Origin of the sequence: Amycolatopsis sp. cg13, from assembly GCF_041346965.1 — a bacterium.
Classification (GTDB): domain Bacteria; phylum Actinomycetota; class Actinomycetes; order Mycobacteriales; family Pseudonocardiaceae; genus Amycolatopsis.
The window spans coordinates 4,473,214-4,491,496 of sequence record NZ_CP166848.1 but is presented as its reverse complement, the minus strand read 5'-3'; the positions used below and the strand labels follow the sequence as shown (position 1 = coordinate 4,491,496).

16 protein-coding genes are annotated in these 18,283 nt (G+C 69.1%); 15 read left to right on the top strand and 1 reads right to left on the bottom strand.

Features of this window, described 5'->3' with window-relative positions; all coding sequences use genetic code 11:
* Positions 1–5: 5 nt before the first annotated feature.
* A complete protein-coding gene (locus AB5I40_RS20550) occupies positions 6–434 on the top strand; it encodes an acyl-CoA thioesterase (RefSeq protein ID WP_370940150.1) in 429 nt (142 codons plus the stop codon).
* A gap of 99 nt (positions 435–533) precedes the next feature.
* On the opposite strand, the gene AB5I40_RS20545 is transcribed toward AB5I40_RS20550, so the two are convergent.
* Positions 534–1,085, bottom strand: a complete 552-nt coding sequence (locus AB5I40_RS20545; protein ID WP_370940149.1) for a TetR/AcrR family transcriptional regulator — start codon at positions 1,083–1,085, stop codon at positions 534–536.
* Positions 1,086–1,314: 229 nt separating this feature from the next.
* Between AB5I40_RS20545 and AB5I40_RS20540 the strand changes: the two genes are divergently transcribed.
* From AB5I40_RS20540 to AB5I40_RS20475, 14 genes are all read left to right on the top strand, one after another.
* Positions 1,315–1,767 carry a (2Fe-2S)-binding protein gene (locus AB5I40_RS20540; RefSeq protein ID WP_370940148.1) on the top strand — a complete coding sequence of 151 codons (453 nt, stop codon included), beginning with the start codon at positions 1,315–1,317 and terminating at the stop codon, positions 1,765–1,767.
* Positions 1,754–2,716 (top strand): xanthine dehydrogenase family protein subunit M, encoded by a 963-nt coding sequence (locus tag AB5I40_RS20535; protein ID WP_370940147.1) that lies wholly within the window; start codon positions 1,754–1,756, stop codon positions 2,714–2,716. Before AB5I40_RS20540 ends, AB5I40_RS20535 begins: the two co-directional genes overlap by 14 nt.
* Complete coding sequence (locus tag AB5I40_RS20530; protein ID WP_370940146.1) at positions 2,713–4,884, top strand: xanthine dehydrogenase family protein molybdopterin-binding subunit; 2,172 nt, start codon at positions 2,713–2,715, stop codon at positions 4,882–4,884. The genes AB5I40_RS20535 and AB5I40_RS20530 overlap by 4 nt, the downstream gene beginning before the upstream one ends.
* A 638-nt stretch (positions 4,885–5,522) precedes the next feature.
* Positions 5,523–8,378 carry an AAA family ATPase gene (locus tag AB5I40_RS20525; protein WP_370940145.1) on the top strand — a complete coding sequence of 952 codons (2,856 nt, stop codon included), beginning with the start codon at positions 5,523–5,525 and terminating at the stop codon, positions 8,376–8,378.
* Between the two features lie 125 nt (positions 8,379–8,503).
* Entirely contained in the window at positions 8,504–9,940 is a 1,437-nt protein-coding gene (locus AB5I40_RS20520; RefSeq protein WP_370940144.1) for a DUF4157 domain-containing protein, read from the top strand.
* Between the two features lie 186 nt (positions 9,941–10,126).
* Positions 10,127–10,801 carry a BTAD domain-containing putative transcriptional regulator gene (locus AB5I40_RS20515; protein WP_370940143.1) on the top strand — a complete coding sequence of 225 codons (675 nt, stop codon included), beginning with the start codon at positions 10,127–10,129 and terminating at the stop codon, positions 10,799–10,801.
* A gap of 175 nt (positions 10,802–10,976) precedes the next feature.
* Positions 10,977–11,192 carry a hypothetical protein gene (locus AB5I40_RS20510; RefSeq protein ID WP_370940142.1) on the top strand — a complete coding sequence of 72 codons (216 nt, stop codon included), beginning with the start codon at positions 10,977–10,979 and terminating at the stop codon, positions 11,190–11,192.
* 55 nt (positions 11,193–11,247) lie between these two features.
* Complete coding sequence (locus AB5I40_RS20505; RefSeq protein WP_370940141.1) at positions 11,248–12,867, top strand: phage tail sheath family protein; 1,620 nt, start codon at positions 11,248–11,250, stop codon at positions 12,865–12,867.
* A gap of 15 nt (positions 12,868–12,882) precedes the next feature.
* On the top strand, positions 12,883–13,404 hold the full coding sequence (locus AB5I40_RS20500; protein WP_370940140.1) for a phage tail protein: 522 nt from the start codon (positions 12,883–12,885) through the stop codon (positions 13,402–13,404).
* Positions 13,401–14,102: a hypothetical protein gene (locus tag AB5I40_RS20495; RefSeq protein ID WP_370940139.1), complete on the top strand. Its 702-nt coding sequence runs from the start codon at positions 13,401–13,403 to the stop codon at positions 14,100–14,102. The genes AB5I40_RS20500 and AB5I40_RS20495 overlap by 4 nt, the downstream gene beginning before the upstream one ends.
* Positions 14,099–14,950: a hypothetical protein gene (locus AB5I40_RS20490; RefSeq protein ID WP_370940138.1), complete on the top strand. Its 852-nt coding sequence runs from the start codon at positions 14,099–14,101 to the stop codon at positions 14,948–14,950. The genes AB5I40_RS20495 and AB5I40_RS20490 overlap by 4 nt, the downstream gene beginning before the upstream one ends.
* Complete coding sequence (locus AB5I40_RS20485) at positions 14,947–16,182, top strand: DUF4255 domain-containing protein (RefSeq protein WP_370940137.1); 1,236 nt, start codon at positions 14,947–14,949, stop codon at positions 16,180–16,182. Before AB5I40_RS20490 ends, AB5I40_RS20485 begins: the two co-directional genes overlap by 4 nt.
* Complete coding sequence (locus AB5I40_RS20480; RefSeq protein ID WP_370940136.1) at positions 16,179–17,987, top strand: ATP-binding protein; 1,809 nt, start codon at positions 16,179–16,181, stop codon at positions 17,985–17,987. Before AB5I40_RS20485 ends, AB5I40_RS20480 begins: the two co-directional genes overlap by 4 nt.
* The gene (locus AB5I40_RS20475; protein WP_370940135.1) at positions 17,984–18,214 is read left to right on the top strand and encodes a hypothetical protein; all 231 of its coding nucleotides are present in this window, start codon (positions 17,984–17,986) and stop codon (positions 18,212–18,214) included. The genes AB5I40_RS20480 and AB5I40_RS20475 overlap by 4 nt, the downstream gene beginning before the upstream one ends.
* Positions 18,215–18,283 lie beyond the last annotated feature (69 nt).

Below are 18,283 nucleotides of genomic sequence, written 5' to 3'. Positions count from 1 at the left end.
GCCGCGTGACTGACCGCGAACCGTTCCGCACCCGGATCAAGGTGCGCCACTACGAACTCGACACGCTGGGCCACCTGAACCACGCCGTGTACCACTCCTACGGCGAGGTTTCCCGGCTGGAAGTCTTCGAGGCGGCAGGCGACGCGAATTTGCGCGAATCGCACCTCGCGCCGGTGCTGCTCGAATCGAACATCGTCTACCGGCGGGAGCTGCGCGCCGGCGACGAGGTGGACGTGACCTGCGACGCGTCGTTCGGCGACGGCAAGGTGTTCTGGATGACCTCGCGGATCATCAAGCTGGACGGGACGCTGTCGGCGGAGATCAAGTGCACGCTGGGGCTGATGGATCTGGAGAAGCGCAAGCTGGTGCCGGATCCGCGGGGACATTTCGAGCGGGCCGGGGTGGATTTGAAGGTGCTGTCCACTTCGGAGTGAGGCTGCGGCGGGTGCGAGTTTGCGGGTACGTGAGGGGAACCCTGAGGGAATCAGATTCCCTCAGGGTTCCCCTCACGTACTTGAAGTTGCGGCTTGCGGTCAGTCCAGCCGCATTCCGTGCCACACCAGGTCGACCACTCCTTCGGTCTCGGCCTTCCAATCTCCTTCCGGAGTAAGGAAAAACAGCCCGCCAAGGCCGCGCATCAGGGTTTCCGTCTTCAGGTCCGGCCGGATCGTGCCCGCTTCCGCGTTCGCCTTCCGCAGGGTGTCCAGCGCGGCGAGCATCCGCACGTACGCCTGTGTCGGCAGTTCGCTCTGCGACGCGCGCAACGCGTTGGCCAGTCCGCGTTTCGTCATCATGTAGTGCGCCAGGTGGTCCACGATCCAGACGCGCAGCGCCTGATCGGGGGAATGTTTGGCGAGTAATTCGGGCACGATCTCGACGAGCTGGTTCACCTCGCGCTCGTAGACGGCCAGCACCAGCGACTCCGGCGTGGGGAAGTGCCGGTACACCGTGCCGACGCCGACGCCCGCTTCCTTGGCGACCGCGTTGAACGACACGTCTCCTGCCCGGCTCACGGTTTCCGCCGCCACCGCGAGGATCCGTTCGTGGTTGCGCCGGGTGTCCGCCCGCCGCGGGCTCACCGGCATCGCGCCTCCCGCGTTGTTTCGCTTGTCTGACCTGGAGCTGCTCCAGCCGCACCTGGAGTAGCTCCACTTCGTTGCGTACCGGATTCTAATCCGCTAGCCTCGTTCAAAGCGAGCCAAGCGGATGAATATCCGGTTTACCCCGGCGGCTCGTGTTCCCGAAGGGCCGTCACCACCACCATCACGCCGCAGACGTCCGCCGCGGACGGGCTGCGGGAAAGCGAACCCTACTGTGGACATTTCCCTTGAAGTCAATGGAAGAACCGAGAAGCTCGGCGTCGAGCCGGGAGTGACCCTCCTGGACGCGCTGCGCGAGCGGCTCGGCATCACCGGCCCGAAGAAGGGCTGCGACCGCGGTCAGTGCGGCGCGTGCACCGTGCACGTCGACGGCAAGCCGGTGCTGTCCTGCCTCACGCTCGCGGCCGCCGTGCGCGGTCCCGTCACCACCGTCGAAGGACTGTCCACTGAGGACGAACTGCATCCGGTGCAGCAGGCGTTCGTGGACCAGGACGCGCTGCAGTGCGGGTTCTGCACGTCCGGCCAGGTGATGTCCGCGGTCGCCGCAGTGCGCGACGACGTGTCCGACGTCCGCGAGTTCATGTCCGGAAATCTGTGCCGCTGTTCGGCGTATCCGAACATCGTGCGCGCCGTGGAGCAGGCGAGGCAGGCCGATGCGACCGTTTGAGCTCACCGCACCCGCCACGGTCGAGGACGCGCTGGGCAGCGCGGGCACCTACCTGGCCGGCGGCACCACTTTGGTCGACCTGATGAAGCTCGACGTCCTCACCCCGCAGCAGGTGCTGGACATCAACGACCTGCCGCTGCGGGGCATCGACACCGCCGACGGCCTGCGGTTCGGCGCGCTGGAGCGGATGGGCGACATCGCCGCGCATCCCGGCGTGTACCCGGCGATCTCGCGCGCGCTGCTGCTCAGCGCGTCGCAGCAGCTGCGGAACATGGCCAGCATCGGCGGAAACCTGATGCAGCGCACGCGATGCTCGTACTTCCGTGACGTCGCGATGCCGTGCAACCGGCGTTCGCCAGGCAGCGGGTGTTCGGCGATTTCCGGCGTCAACCGGATGCACGCGATCCTCGGCACCAGCGACTCCTGCGTGGCCACCCACGCCAGCGACGTCGCGGTCGCGCTGGTCGCGCTCGACGCGGAGATCGTGCTGGCCAGCGCCGAGGGCACCCGCACGGTCGCGCTGACCGAGTTCTACCGCGAACCGGGCGACACCCCTGAGATCGAGCACGACCTGCGTCCCGGCGAGCTGATCACCGAGGTGCGCGTGCCGCGGCTCGACTGGGCGGAGAACTCCACGTACGTCAAGATCCGCGACCGGCAGTCGTACGAGTTCGCGCTGTGCTCGGCGGCGGTCGCGCTCGACGTGCGCGACGGGAAGATCGCCGGCGCCCGCGTGGCGGCGGGCGGGGTCGGGACGGTGCCGTGGCGGCTGCCCGCCGTGGAAGAGGCGCTGCGCGGCGCGGAGCTTACCGAAGAAGCCTTCGCCGCGGCCGCCGCGGTGGCTGTCGAGGGGGCAAAGCCGTTGTCCGGCAACGTGTTCAAACCTTCGCTGCTGAAGCGGACGATTGTCCGCGCGCTGCTCGAACTGACCGAAGGGAGCCGGGCATGACTGCGCGGCTGGACGGTCCGCGGAAAGTCACCGGCCAGGCCGATTACGCGCTGGACCGCACTTTCCCGGGCATGCTGTACGGCTACATCGTGCTCAGCACGATCGCGCACGGCGAGATCACCGCGATGGACGTGACCGCGGCGAAAGGCGCGCCCGGGGTCGTCAGCGTCTACAGCCCGTTCGACCCGCTCGAGCTGCATCCGTTCAAGTCGCAGCTGATGGGCGACGTGTGGCTGCCGCTGCACGACCGGGACGTCGTGTTCTACGGACAGCCGATCGGGCTGGTCGTCGCGGAGACGTTCGAGCAGGCGCGGGACGCGGCGGGGCTGATCGAGGTCTCGTATCAGGAGAAGCCCGCGCAGACGTCGATGGAAGACGGGCTCGCGACCGCGGAGGACGCGCCGGAGAGCCGGGGAGCCGCGCCGTCGATCGAGGTGCTCGCCGACGACGTCGAGTCCATTGTGGACGCGCTGGCGCAGAGCCCGGTGGTCGTCTCGCAGACGTACCGCACCGCGACGCAGAACCACGCGGCGATGGAACCGCATTCGGCGGTCGCGAAGTGGGACGGCGGCGAACTCGCCCTCTACAGCGGAAACCAGGCCAGTCACCTGCAGGCCATGGAAATGGCCGGGGTGCTGGGCATCGAGCCGTCGGCCATCCACGCGGTGAACCCGTATGTGGGCGGGGCGTTCGGCGGCAAGGCGGGCACCTCGGCTCCGGCGATGCTGGCCGCGGCGGCCGCCAAGGCGCTGGACCGTCCGGTGAAGTGCGCGCTCACCCGCGAGCAGGTGTTCACGGCGACCGCGAACCGGCCGGCCACGGTGCAGAAGGTCGCACTGGGCGCGGACCGCGACGGCACGCTGATCGCGGTGCAGCACGATTCCTGGTCGGCCACGTCGATGAGCCGGTCCTTTGTGGAGCCGACGTCGCACGGCACCTCGCGCGAGTGGTACGCGACGCAGAACCTGTCGATCAGCCAGAAGATGGTGCCGCTGCACATTCCGCCGGGCACGTTCATGCGGGCGCCGGGGGAGGCGTCGGGATCGTTCGCACTGGAAAGCGCTGTTGACGAACTGGCAATCGCGCTCGAGATGGACCCGATCGAACTGCGGCGGCGCAACAGTTCGCTCGCTCCTCCCGGGGTCGATCTGCAGTGGTCGAGCAAGCACCTCGACGAGTGCTACGAGATCGGGGCGCAGCGGTTCGGCTGGGCGAACCGGTCGCCGCGCGGGCACGTCGACGGGGACTGGCTCGTCGGCATGGGCACGGCGACCGCGATGTTCCCGGGCCTGCGGTTCCCGGCGACGGTCGAGATCACGCTCAACGCGGACGAGACCGCGGACGTGTCCACGAGCGGCGCGGACCCGGGCACCGGGCTGCTCACCGTGCTGGCCACGATCGGGGCCGAATCCCTCGACATCGACCCGGAACGCGTCACCCCGCACCTGGGCGACTCGCGGTACGCGCCGGGCGGCATGTCCGGCGGCTCGACCGCGACGGCGAGCACCGGCACCGCGATCATGCTCGCGGCCACCGAGTTGCTCGACGAACTGGTGGCGCTCGCCGCCGAACCGGGCGCGCCGTTCGAGGGCGAGGTGGTCACGTACGCCGAGGGCCTGCTGCACGGCAACCGCGGCACCATGCCGTTCGGTGAACTGCTGCGCGCGATCGGCCGGGAATCACTGTCCGCCAAGGGTTCCTCCGCGCCGGGCGAGGAGATGACGAAGCATTCGTTCAGCTCCTTCGGCGCGCAGTTCTGCGAGGTCCGGGTGCACCGGCTGACCCGGGAAGTCCGGGTGTCGAGGATGCTGGGCGTCTTCGACGGCGGCCGGATCATCAACCCGACGCAGGCGAGGAGCCAGCTGTCCGGCGGCATGATCTGGGGCGTGTCCGCGGCTCTGCACGAGGGGCTGGAAGTGGAGTCGAGCGGACGGTTCGCGAACGCTGACTTCGCGAGCTACCTGCTGCCGGTCAACGCCGACATCCCGGAGATCGACGTGCAGTTCGTCGAATACCCGGACACGCTGCACAACGCCGTCGGAGCCCGCGGCGTAGGCGAAATCGGCGCGGTGGGCATGGCGGCCGCGGTGGCGAACGCGGTGTGCAACGCGACCGGCATCCGGGTGCGGAGCATTCCGATCATGATTGAGGATCTGCTGGTGGAGTGACCCCGGGTGGGGGCGTCCGGGTTCGGGCGCCCCCTTATCCGGGTTGGTCTGGGGGAGTGCTGCGGGCGCGTTGGTTGCGGAGCTGCGGCGGGTAGTGCGCTGGAATGCCGGGCGACGGATCTGCTGCGACGGGTCGGCAGCGAGTCGGGCTGGGCGTGGTGCGCCGGGGTGACGCGCGGCGGGGCCTGGAGTGGTGGGCCGGTCATGCGCTGGAGAGCGTCGGGCGCGGCGAAACTGAGCGGCGCGGGCGTGCCCGGAACTTCGAGGCAACGCCTTCCCGAGTGCGCGCGCGGTCGGTGTCGTAGAGCAGCACCGAAGGCACGGCACCGGGCCACGAAGTCGATGAAGCCGCGATTCTCCTGGCGCAGCGGAACCCGGCCAAAGCGACGCGCCTCCCGTTTCAGCACGACGCCACGAACCACCACCGGAACTGCTCCTCGGCCCCATTCACCCCATTGCCCACATCCGGAAAATTGTCCTCAGCTGTGCCCCGCCGGTCTGACCCGGGCGGTCTTGATGCGTCCTCCGCAGGTCAGCGGCCAGATTCTGCTCGCCATTTTCCCCTCGCGAGAAATTCGCTCGTGCTTCCGCTCCCGGGCGGTATGGTTTCGTGGGCACTTGTTCGGGGAGGCTGGCGAATGGACGCAGCACCGGCCGGGAGTGCGGACCTGCCGCGAAGAGGCGGGGTCGGCTCGTATCGCGGATCCGAACCGGGCGTTCCGCTGATCGGCCGGGACGCCGAATTCGCTGTGCTGGCAGGGGCGATCGCCGCCGCGGGCCGGGGAAAAGGGGGCGCGGCTCTCGTCTGCGGGCAGCCTGGGATCGGCAAGTCCCGGCTGGCCGCGGAGGCGATCGGGGCGGCTCGCGGCAAGGGATTCGCGATTGTCGAGGGACGCGCGGACCCGTTGTTGTCGGGCCTTTCGTACGCGCCGATCGTCCAGGCTTTCCGCGGCCATCTGAGTGAATCCGCCGATTTTTCTCCGGAGCTCGGTAATCTCGGCGCATTGTTCCCCGATCTGCGTCCGGTTTCGCCCGAATCCGGGGATCCGGGACTGCAGCGCACCCGGATGTGCGAGGCGGTGCTCGCGGCGACCCGGCAGCTCACCGTCGGCAGCCCGGTGCTGCTCGTCGTCGACGATCTGCATTGCGCTGATCGGGGGACCATCGAACTGCTGCACTATCTCGGGCGCAACGCGGAGGAACTGCCGCTGCTCGTGATCGGGTGTTTCCGCTCGGGCGTCGACAACGAGGCGCTCGACGCGATGGCCGAGGCGACCCGGCGGCATCAGGCGGGAAGGCTGCTCGAACTCGCGCCGCTTACCGACCAGGCGGTGCGCGATCTGGTGCAGCACGTCCTCGGCACGCCGCCGCCGCTCGCGTTGCTGCGTGCGGTCACGGCACGGGCGTCCGGGTTCCCGTTGTTCGTTGTCGCGCTGACTCGGCATCTCGTCGCCAGCCGGATGTGCGGGCCGCTGCCCGAGGTGATCCGGGACATCGTGCGGGAGCAGATCAGCCGGCTCGGCGAGGCGGACCGGCGGCTGCTGGAGGTGGTCGCGGTCGCCGGGACGCACGGGCGGCCGGAGGTGCTGGCCGATGTCTCCGGGATGAGTGTGTCCGCGCTGCACGCGGCGTTGCGGCGGTTGGTCGGGCGTCGGCTGGTCACCGAACACCAGTCGGAGGTCGAGCCGCATTATCAAGTGGCGCATCCTCTTTACGCCGAGGCGGTTTATCACGAACTTCTGCTGGGGGAGCGGAGGGCGCTGCACGCGGCGATCGGGGCGGCGCTGCATCGCGCGGACCGGACCGTCGCGGCGGCGCCGCACTACGCGGCCGGCGGGAACAGCGTTCCGGTGGACCGGGCGATCGAGGCGTTCAGCGCGGCGGGCACTCGGGCGTTGACCGTCGGGGACTTGGACGAAGCTGCCGAGTACCTCGCGGCCGCGTTGCGACGGGCGCGGGACGCGCGGCCGGACGCGGTGCCCGCGTTGCTTGTCGACTTAGCGAGATTGCAGCAGGGGCGTGGCCGGTTGGACGAGGCCGCCGAGCTGTTGCAGGACGCGGTCGCGCTCAGCGAGCGGCGGGGCCAGGACACCGAGCGCCGACGGGCGTGGCGGCATCTGCAGGCGCTGCTCGAAGTCGAGCGCGGGAACCTTCCGGCGGCGGTCGGGCTGGCCAGGGCGAGCGGCCGGCGTCCGGACACGGATCCGCCGACGCGGTTGCTGGTCCATTGGATCATCGCGCTGCGGCACGGCGATTTCCCGGAACTGGCGGTGATTTCGCGGGAACTCGTCGCGCTTCCGTCCACAAGCGACACTCCGGGGGCGCATTCGGTCGCGCATCTCGGAGCCGGGGCGCTGGCGGCGTTGGCGGGTGATGTCGAGACGGCGGTCGTCGAGTTGCGCAGTGCGCTGGAGCTTGCGCTTCGTTGTGGTGACGAAGGTCCACGGCTCGCGTTCGCTCCGCGGATGATGCTCAACGGCTTGTCGACGCTGCGCGGTGACCTCGTCACGGCGATCCGGGTCGCGGACGTCAGCAGTACTCCAGCGGTCCGGCAATGGCTGCCGTCCGCCACGTGTTACCTGCAGACGATGCTCGCCACTACGCGGTACTTCTCCGGCGATCTCCGTACGGCACTGTCTGAAATGGACAGCGCGGTGGCCGAGGCGCGCCGAGTCGGGCAGGATCGGTTGGTGGGGCGAACCCTTGCGGGACGGGCGTTTGTCCGTGCTGAACGTGGTCACCTTGATGAGGCGGCGGCGGACCTGGCGGATGCGCGCAGGCATTACGACCCTTCGCAGATCGATCTACTGGACGCGTTCGACCTGGCGGCGACGGCGTTGGCGGTGCGGCGCGGGGTGGCGGCACAAGCCCCGGCGTTGACCGACACGCTGCCGTTCGGCGACACGCAGCTCAACTGTCTTCGGGTGTCCTTCGCCGGATATGCCGCCGTGCAGCGGGGAGATCTGGCGGAGGCGGACCGCGTGGTCGGCCTGTTGCGCGGGGCGGGCAGCAATGCTCCGGTCCTGCACGCGCTGGCCGACCGCCAGCAGGGATTCGCCGAGGCGGCCCGGGGGAACGCGACCGAGGCAGTCGACCGGCTGCGTGGTTCGGCGTCCGTGCTTCGCGGATTCGGGATGGATCTGCTTGCCGCGCAAGCGGAATTGGAGCTGGCGGAACTGCTGGAACCGTCGGAAGCGGAGGTGGTGGCGTCTTCGGCGACGGCGGCGTTCACCGCGGCGGGCAGTGCGCCCTGGCCGGAGCGGATCGTGAAGCAGGGGCATTCGGTTCCGGCGCAGCGGTCCGGGCCGCTCACCCGGCGGGAGTCGGAGATCACCGTGCTCGTCGGGAAGGGGCTGTCGAACGCGGACATCGCCTCCGCGCTGTTTCTCAGCGAGCGGACGGTGGAGACGCATCTGCGCAACGTCTACCGCAAGCTCGGGCTCAAATCCCGGGTGCGGCTCGCGCAGTGGGTTCGCGACCGGCGCGCTCGCTGACCGACCGCAGCGCCGAAGAAAAGGAATATGCCGAATTGACCGGCCGCCGCTGGGAAAACGGTGACGTCGCGGTGACGGGTCTCGATCACACTGCCCGGGTGGTCCAGTGATCGGGAGGGTCCTCGATGGAGCAACGCGTCCGGGTGCCCGCGCCAGCTGAACCCGAGCCGGAACCCGGGCGCGGAGGAAATCCTCTCGAACCGGACATCCGGCATTTCATGGAGCAGCGCTTCGGCCAGGACTTCAGCCAGGTGCGCGTGTACTCGGACGCCGATTCGGCGGCCTGGCTGGGCGCGAAGGCGTACACGGTGGGCGAGCGGATCGTGTTCGGTACTGGGGAATACCGGCCGGAGACGACGTCCGGCAAGCGATCCCTCGCGCACGAACTGGCGCACGTCGTCCAGCAGCGCCGTGGTGGTGGACCGGCAGCGGGGCATCAGCTCGAACGGTCGGCGGACGTGGCGGCGGACGCAGTAGTCGGCGGCGGGCCGGTGAGCGTGGCCGGGGGCAGCGCGCGCGGAGTTGCCCGGCAGGCCGAGCCGGACACCCGGGTGGTGGTCACGAATCTTCGCGGCAACCGGATCTTCGGGGCGGCGCGGGTGGCGGCTGCGGTGTTGTCCACGCCGTTGCGGCTGCTGGGGTGGGCGATCACCGGTGCCGCGATCGGGATGCGTGCTTCCGGGAACGCCGGTGCCGGGCTCGGGGCGGGCGCGGGACAGGACACGATGGTCTTCGTCAACATCGAGTCCGGCGAGGTCACCACCGACGTCATCGGTTACGGCGAACTCGGGGTCGGCGTCACCGCGGGTGGCAGCGAAGCGATCGTCGTGGCGTTCCGGCTCGGTCCGGCTGGCCGGGCGGGCAATGTGTCCGGCGCGTATGCGGGCGGGAGCGTCAACGTTGCGGCGAAACTGCTCGCTGGGGTGGGATTTTCGGTCAGTACCGGGCTTTTCTCGGGGGAGGAAGGCTGGGTGGCGGCCGCGTTCAGTCTCGGTGCCGAAGCTGGCGCGCGAGCGTCGGGCAGTTACGGCGTGAGCGTGTCGGACACCGTCGCGCCCGCGGTCGCCGCGTGGACTCAGCGAGTCGCGACGGGACTGGCATCGGGGGTGCAGACGGCGGGCGCGGTCGCGCAGGGCGTCAGCAGTGTGGTGGCGCAGATGTTCGGCAGCGTGATCGGCATATTTGACTCGGCCAATTGGGATCTCACCGGGTATACGTCGGCGGAACAGCAGGCGTGGCGCGAGTTCGGCGGATACCTCGCGCGGGTGATCACCAGCACCACTCTCGACCGGTTTCTCGCCGGGGAAGCTCAGGGCGTGCCGGTGTCGCAGCGGATCGCGTCGATCGGGGATGTGGGGGTGTTCATCCGGGTGTCCGAGGCGATCAACGCGCGGTACCGCCGAATGGCTGGCGGCGCGCTGCGGGCGGGTGACGAGATCTGGCCCGCCAACGCGTTCAACCAGCGCACGTATCTTCAGTTCCTTTCCTTCATGCGCGACCAGCGGCTGCTGGCCGGAGCCGGACCGGGAGGCTCGTTCGCGCCGATGCGGGAACGACCGTGAGCGAAGTTACGTGGTAGCACGGATGGTGCGGCGGCGGGCCGGTCACGATCATCGGAGTTCGACCGGCAGTGCTCCCGGGGGACGCTGCCGAGGATCGAGGGGGTGTCGGTTCGGATGGTCGGTTCGCGGACAGAAACGGTGGACTACGAATCGGGAGAGGGAACTGGAACGGCGTCGGTGCTTGTCGTGCAGACGTTGCCGGCCTTCGCGGTGGACGGCGCGGCTAACGCGCGACCGCTTTCCCGTGCGGCTCAACGGTTAGTGACTTACCTGGCGCTTCGAGACCGGCCCGTGCGGCGGGCCGAAGTGGCGCACGCGTTGTGGGCGGACTCGTCGGAGGAACACGGTGCGGCGAGCCTTCGCACCACGTTGTGGCGGATTGGCCGGGTGCACCGGGATCTGGTGCAGGCGACGGCTGAGCGGCTGTCGCTCTCGGACACTGCGGCTGTTGACGTGCAAGCCGCGTCGAGCCTGGCGCGTTCGCTCGCGTCCGCCGGCGCGGAGCTGCCCGACGACAGCGAGCCAGTGATCGGCTTGCTGTCGACCGATCTGCTGCCGGATTGGTACGACGACTGGTTGTTCGTCTTTCGTGAGCGGTGGCGGCAGCTTCGCTTGCACGCGCTGGAATGCCTGGCGGGGCGGCTCGGCGAAGCGGGCCGGTTTTCCGAGGCGATCGACGCCGCGCTGACGGCGGTCGATGCTGAACCGCTGCGGGAAAGCGCACATCGCTGTTTGATCCGCGTCCACCTTCTTGAGGGGAATCGCGGCGAGGCGGTGCGGGCTTATCGCGCGTTGGCGGAACTGCTGCACACCGAGCTCGGTGTGCAGCCCAGCCCTGGCGTGCGGGCTCTGCTCGCTTGATCCGGGTGCCAGGGACCTGAGGCGGTGTTGTGGGCTCTGCCGTACATGAGGGGAACCCTGAGGGAATCAGATTCCCTCAGGGTGGCCCTCACGGACTCGCGGAAGCGGTCACGCGAGCCTCAGCCGGTGGCATCGGGTGACGGTGCGGTGACGGGGAACCGTTGTACTGCACCGTATGGCAGGTGCGGACCCGGAGCGAATCGCGCTGCACGTCCTTCGGGCGTGGTGCACTTCCGAAGGACAGCTGCGGGTCCGCATCACGACCACCGCGGACGTGCGCACCGACGCGACGACGTCGGAGGTTCTCACGACCCGCGAACAAGTTCTCGCGTCGGTGGACCGCTGGCTGAGCCGGATCGGCGCGCAGGACGGCGACGTGACGCCGCGGTGACGGAACCAGTGCACGCTCACGACCACGGCCGAGAAAGCCGCGGAGGGAGACGGCCATGCCCATCACGCCCACCTTTCCGGGTGTCTACATCGACGAACTGCCGAGCGCGGTTCGGACCATCACCGGGGTGCCCACCTCGGTCGCGGCTTTCGTCGGCACCGCACCGCGCGGCGTCACGAACGTGGCGGTGCACATCACCAGCTGGGAGGACTACGAACAGCAATTCGGCGGCCTCGACCCGGCGAGCGACCTCAGCTACGCGGTCTGGCAGTTCTACCAGAACGGCGGCAGCGAGGCCGAAATCGTGCGGGTGACCGGCACCGCGCCGCCTGCCAGTGCTGATCAGCCCGCGGCCGACGACACCGCGCCGGCCAAGGCGCTACCGGCGAAAATCGTTCTGGCGCCGAGCGGGCCGACGCTCTACGCGCGCGGAGAAGGGACCTGGGCCAACGGAACGCTGCTGGCGCGGGTCGACCACGAGACCGCCAAGGACGACCTCAACCAGCTGTACAACCTGACTATTCACGACCGGACCAGCAAGGTCACCGAGCAGTACCTCAACGTCAGCATCGACAAGAACTCCCCGCGCTCGTTGACGAACGTCATCGCGTCGTCGGGATTGATCGGGTCGGTGGAGAACGTCGACAAGCGGCCGGACGCGCACAGTTCCGACAAGCTGGAAGTCGGGCAGGATCCGTTCCAGGACACCACGAAGGACGGCATCTGGTACACCGCAGCGAGCCAGGGCGTCGACGGGCCGACGCCGAGGACCGAGGACTTCCTCGGCGACCCCGGACAGCAGTCCGGCATCTACGCCTTGCTCAAGACCGACATCTTCAACATGCTCTGCCTGCCGGGAGCTCCGGGGCTGATCGGCGGCTCCGCGCAGATCCTGGCCAAGGCGTTGAAGCTGTGCGTCGACCGCAGGGCGATGCTGATCGTGGACCCGGATCCGAATTGGAAGACGACGAACGCGGTCTCCGGCGCGGTGAAGGACTCCACCTTCGTCCTCAACGACGACAACGCCCGCAACGCGGCGCTGTACTTCCCGCGCGTCAAACAGCCGGATCCCAAGCAGGAGAACAGGGTTCGCGAATTCCCTCCGTGCGGGATGATCGCGGGAACGTGGGCGCGCACGGATGTCCAGCGGGGCGTCTGGAAGGCTCCAGCGGGCACCGAGGCGACGTTGAGCGGCATCAGCGGCCTCACGGTCCAACTGTCCGATCCGCAGAACGGTGTGCTCAACCCGCTCGGCGTCAACTGCCTGCGCGGCATGCCGTCGGTGGGGAACGTGATCTGGGGCGCGCGCACTCAACGCGGCGCGGACGTGCTCGCGAACCAGTGGAAATACCTGCCGGTACGGCGATTGGCGCTCTTCATCGAGGAAAGCCTGTTCCGCGGTACGCAATGGGTGGTGTTCGAACCGAACGACGAACCGTTGTGGTCGTCGATTCGGCTGAACGTCGGCGCGTTCATGAACAACCTGTTCCGGCAGGGCGCTTTCCAAGGCCGTACGCCGAAGGACGCCTATCTCGTGAAATGCGACGCGACGAACAATCCGCAGAACGACATCGACCGCGGCATCGTCAACATCCTGGTCGGGTTCGCCCCGCTGAAGCCCGCCGAGTTCGTGCTCATCCACATTCAGCAGCTCGCCGGTCAGATCCAGGTGTAGCAGGAGGCAGACGTCATGTCCGACAGCAAGACGAAGCGGCGCGATCCGTACAAGAACTTCCGGTTCCGGGTGAAGTTCGCCGGCGGCGACTATCTGCTCGGGGTCAGCAAGATCACCGGGTTCAAGCGGAGCACCGAGGTGATCAAGCACCGGTCCGGCGGCGATCCGGCGACCAGTGCGAAGCTGCCCGGCCGCACCGAATACGACGCGATCACCCTCGAACGCGGCGTCACCGCGGACAAGGTGTTCGCGCAGTGGGCGAACCGGGTGTGGAGTTTCGCCAACTCCGGGCAGGGGCTGGAGACCTCGCTCAAGGACTTCCGCCGCGACCTCATCGTCGACGTGTTCGACGAGGGCGGCCAGAAAGTACTGTCCTATCAGGTATTCAACTGCTGGGTCTCGGAATGGCAGCCAGTGTCCGATTTGGACGCCAACGCCAACGCGGTCGCCGTGCAGCACATCAAGGTCGAGAACGAGGGGTGGGTCGCCGAGGAGGTTCCGGAGCCGCAGGAGACGTTCTTCGAAGACCCGGCGTGATGTTCACCGAAGCGAGCCTCCTCGACGTATGGGAGGCGGCGCACGGGTTGGGTGCGGTACGGCGGGCGCTCGCGCTGGCTGTCGCGGGCGGCGCGGAACCGGGCGAGGTCGGCGATCTCGCGGTGGGCCAGCGGGACGAGTTCCTGCTGGCCCTGCGGGAGCAGTGCTTCGGGACTGCGTTTCCGTGTCTGGTGAGCTGTCCTTCGTGCGGTGAGGAACTTGAGCTGGAACTTTCGAGCCGGGATCTGCGTCCGTCGCGAGTGGACGCTTCCGGGGTCGTGGCTGTCGACGGGTACGAGGTCGAGTTCCGCGCGGTGACGAGCCGGGATCTGCTGGAAGTCCACAGTAGACGGACGTTGCTCGAACGGTGTGTGGTGACCGCGCGGCTAGGCGAGCAGGAGGTGGAGCGGTCCGAGTTGCCGGACGCGGTGCTCGGCGCGCTCCCGGACGCGTTGGCCGCGGGAGATCCGCAGGCGGACGTCCGGATCGACCTGGACTGCGCGGTGTGCGGTCACCGGTGGGCGTCTCCGTTCGACATCGCGGTTTATCTGTGGACGGAACTGGAAGCTTGCGCGCGGCGGTTGTTGTACGACGTGCACGCGCTGGCGCTCGCCTACGGCTGGTCGGAGGCGGAGGTGCTCGCGGTGAGTCCTGGGCGGCGCCGCCGGTATCTGGAACTCGCGGGGACGATGGCATGAACGATTTCGTGGACCGGCTGCTCGGCCGGATCGACGCACCGCCGATCCGGCCGCTCGTGCCGACGTTGTTCGAACCCGCGAGTCCGGTCGGGGCGGAGCCTGAGTTGCCGATGGGCACGTTCACTGAATCGGCGCAGAAGCCTGCGGTCACAAAGGAAACCGAACGTGTTCGTGAGACGCCTGGACTGGAGCGCGTTATCCGGGAAACCTTGGCGACGCTTCCGGGGCCGGTCGAGCGCGTCCGCGAGAGCGAAGTGTCACACACGGAGCGGGTCGAAAGCGTCCATGAAACCCAGGTGCCGCAACCGAAACCGTCCGAACGCGTTCTCGAATCGCCGGTGCCGTCCCCAAAGGTGGTCGAACGCGTCCGCGAGGTTCCGGTGCCGGGCCAACCGGGCGCGGTGGTTCGGGAAAGCGTCGTCGAATCTCGGACACACACCGAGCGCGCGACCGTTTCCCACTCGGCGAAGGTCACCGAATCGCTGCTGGAACGCGAAGTGCGGACAGAACACCGGCAGCGAGAAACGGTACTGCAGTCAGCCGTCGCGGCGGAGCCACAAACCGGGCCAGCAGCACCAGAACCCGTACGGGCCGCACCGGTACAGGCGGTCGAACCGGTCCGCGCGCATCGAGTCGTGCGTCCCCAGCTCGAACCGGCACCGCCGTCCCAGCGGCAGCAGCAACCTTTGGTGACCCGGCGGCAGCAGGCACCGGCTCAACCGGATGTGCACATCAGCATCGGCCGGGTCGAGGTCACCGCTCGTCCGGCACCGGCAGCGGCGCCGAAACCGCGGCAGGAACGGAAACCGCTGCTGAGCCTCGACGACTACCTCCGGGAGCGGGGATGAGTGACGCCAACGCGATCGAGGCCGTGACCGAGGCGCTGGTCCAGCTGGTGCTCGAAGGCGCGCGCGAGGTCGAGAGCGGCGCGAAGGTCGAAGCGCGGCCGCCGCACGAGACGCCGGGGCCGAGCGGCGATCCGCAGCTGAACCTGTTCCTCTACCAAATCGGCATCGACGAGTCGCTGCGCAACGAGGATCCCGTAGGGCTGCGGCCCGGGGAGCACGGCGATCCGCAGCTGCCGCTCGTCCTGCACTACCTGCTCACCGCGTATGTGCCGGGCGGTGCGGACACTATCGCGCACCGGATGCTCGGCGGTGCGCTGCGGACGCTGCACGAGCATCCGCACCTCAGCCGCGCGCGGCTCCGGCAGGTGCAGTCGCCCAGCAATGTGTCGGAACAGTCCGAGCTGATCCGGCTCACCTGGCAGTCCTTCGTGGAGAAGGACATCTACTCGCTGTGGTCGGCGTTCCAGACCAGCTATCGGCTCACCGTCGCGTTCGAGGCCGGGCCGGTGCTCATCGACAGCCGCCGCCCGCCGCGTACGGCGGTGCCGGTGCTGCGTCGGGGCGCGCTGGACCGGGGGCCGGAAGCGGCGGCCAGCGTCGAATCGCCGTACCCGCAGCTCACCGCCGCGGTGCCGGTCGCGGTCGGTCCGGACGGTCTTGAGCACGAGCAGGCTTCGGTCAAGCTCGGCGGACGCGTCGTGCTGCGGGGTGCGAATCTCGACCAGGCGAACGAGGTCCGGTTGTCGCATCCGCTGCTGGCCGGGCCGGTGTCGATTCCTGTCGTGCCGGGAAGCGGGGCCGAGGTCCGGTTCGAGCTGACCGGGCCGCCGCAGGCGTTTCCGGCCGGGCTGTGGTCGGTGGCGGTGGTGTCCGGCACGACGTCGACGAACGAGGTTTCGCTCGCGGTCGCGCCCGAGATCACCAGCGGGATGCCGATGACCGTGCAGCGCGACGGGACCGCCGCGGTGGTCCAGCTGGTCTGCCGTCCTCCGGTGCGGACCGGGCAGCCGGTGCTGCTGGTCCTCGGGTCGCGGTCGGTGCTGGAGCGGCGTGCGGTCGCGGCTCAGCCAGAGGATCCGGTGACGGGCGCGGACCTGACCTTCGACGTCCCGGACGCGCCGGTGGGCACCCATCTCGCCCGCCTCCGGATCGGCGGCGTGGACAGTCTGCTGGTCGACCGCACCGGGCCGAAGCCGGTCTTCGACGCCACGCAGACGGTGACGATCTTATGACCTGGGAAGCGGCGAACGGACGCTTCCTCGCCGCGTCGCTGGAGTGGTTGCGGGAGGTGCTGCGGCACCCCGGCGAAGCGGTCTCGACCGCCGCTGTCGACGAAGCCGAGGCGATCAGCCCGCCGCCCGCGCTGACTGTGCTGGCGGCGCGGCTCGGGCTGTCCCGGTTCGAGCGGGACACCTTGCTGCTGTGCGCGGCGGTCGAGCTGGATCCGTCGATCGCCGGGCTTTGCGCCGAGGCGCACGGCAATCCGCACATGGCGTATCCGACGTTCGGGCTGGCTCTTCACGTGTTGCCCGATCCGGCGTGGGAAGCCGTATCGCCGCAAGGCGGTCTGCGGTACTGGCAGCTCATCGAGGGTGTTTCCGGGCAGGGCGTGGTGTCCGCGCCGTTGCGGGCGGCCGAGCGCGCGGTCAACTATCTGAAGGGGCTCAACAGTCTTGACGACCGGCTGAGTCCGCTGGTCACGCCGCTGGCCCGCACGGAGTTGTCGGCCTCGCAGCAGAGGGTTGCCGAGGAGGTCGCCAGTCAGTGGGCGCTCGCCGGTCCGGTTCAGCTCACCGGTGCCGACGAGGCCGCGAAACGACAGATCACCGCGCATGCGGCGGAGATCTCCGGGCTGGCGGCGTATCGACTTGAGGCGTCCGCGTTGCCCGCGCAGCCGGTGGAGTTGGACCTCCTCGCCCGGAGCTGGCAGCGCGAGGCCGCGGTGCTGCCGCTGGCGTTGTACCTCGAAGACGAGGGCGGAGCCCGGTTTCTCGACCGGACCACCGGACCGGCGGTGCTCGCCGTGCGGGAAGGCGGGCCGGGTCTCCGATCGATCGAGGTCAGCCCGCCGACGCCGGCGGAACGGGCGGTGGCGTGGCGGGAAGCGCTCGGGAGCGATCAGCCGGTGATCGACGCGCTGGCCGCGCAGTTCGCGCTCGACCTGCCGGGCATCGCGGCGGTGGCCGCGGTCGCGGGGGCCGATCCGGAGAAGGTGTGGCAGGAATGCCGCGTCCGCACCCGGCCGCGGCTGGACGGACGCGCGCAGCGGCTCGAGTCGACGGCGAGCTGGGACGATCTCGTGCTGCCGGAGCAGTCCCGCCGGTTGCTCGGCGAGATCGCCGACCAGGTGGGCCAACGCACGAGGGTGCACGAGACGTGGGGTTTCGGAGAACGCGGACTTGGCTTGAGCGTCCTGTTCGCCGGGCCGACCGGAACCGGCAAGACGATGGCGGCCGAGGTGCTCGCGAACCGGCTGGCACTCGATCTTTACCGGATCGATCTGTCCACAGTGGTCAGCAAGTACATCGGGGAGACCGAGAAGAACCTGCGGAAGCTCTTCGACGCGGCCGAGGGCGCGATCCTGTTCTTCGACGAGGCGGAATCGCTGTTCGGCAAACGCGGCGAGGTCCGCGACGCGCACGACCGGTACGCCACCATCGAGGTCGACTACCTGCTGCAGCGGATGGAAGCCCACCGCGGCCTGGCGATCCTGGCGACCAACATGCGTTCGGCGCTGGACACCGCCTTCATGCGCCGCCTGCGGTTCGTGGTCGAGTTCGCCTTCCCCGGCCCAGTTGAGCGGAAGATCATGTGGCAGAAGGCATTCCCGACCCGCGCGCCGTGCGAAGGCCTCGACTTCGGTCGGCTGGCGCAGCTGCAGACGAGCGGCGCGATGATCCGCAACATCGCGCTCAACGCGGCTTTCCTCGCGGCGGCTGCTGGATCGTCGATCACGATGGAGACCGTGCTGGCTGCCGCGCGTACTGAGTTCCGGAAGCTTGAACTTCCCGTGCCGGAACGGGATTTCCGGCGGTGATCGAGGTCCGGATCGATCGGCTGGTGCTGACCGCGTTGTCCGAGGATCCCGGTCAGCTTCGCGACGCCGTGCAAGCCGAGTTGGCGCGCCAGATGGCGGCTGCCGCGCCGCGCCGGGGTTGGCGGGAAGCACGGCGGCGGGTCGTGCTGGCCCAGCTCGCGGAAGGCACGCTCGCGGAGGCGATCGCACGGTCGATTCACCACGGCATCCGCCAGGTGGCCGGCTGAGCGGTGACGCCTCGGTGACGGGGTCCCGGCACGCTTGGCGGCAAGGCGTTCCGCCGTTCGCTGGGGAGG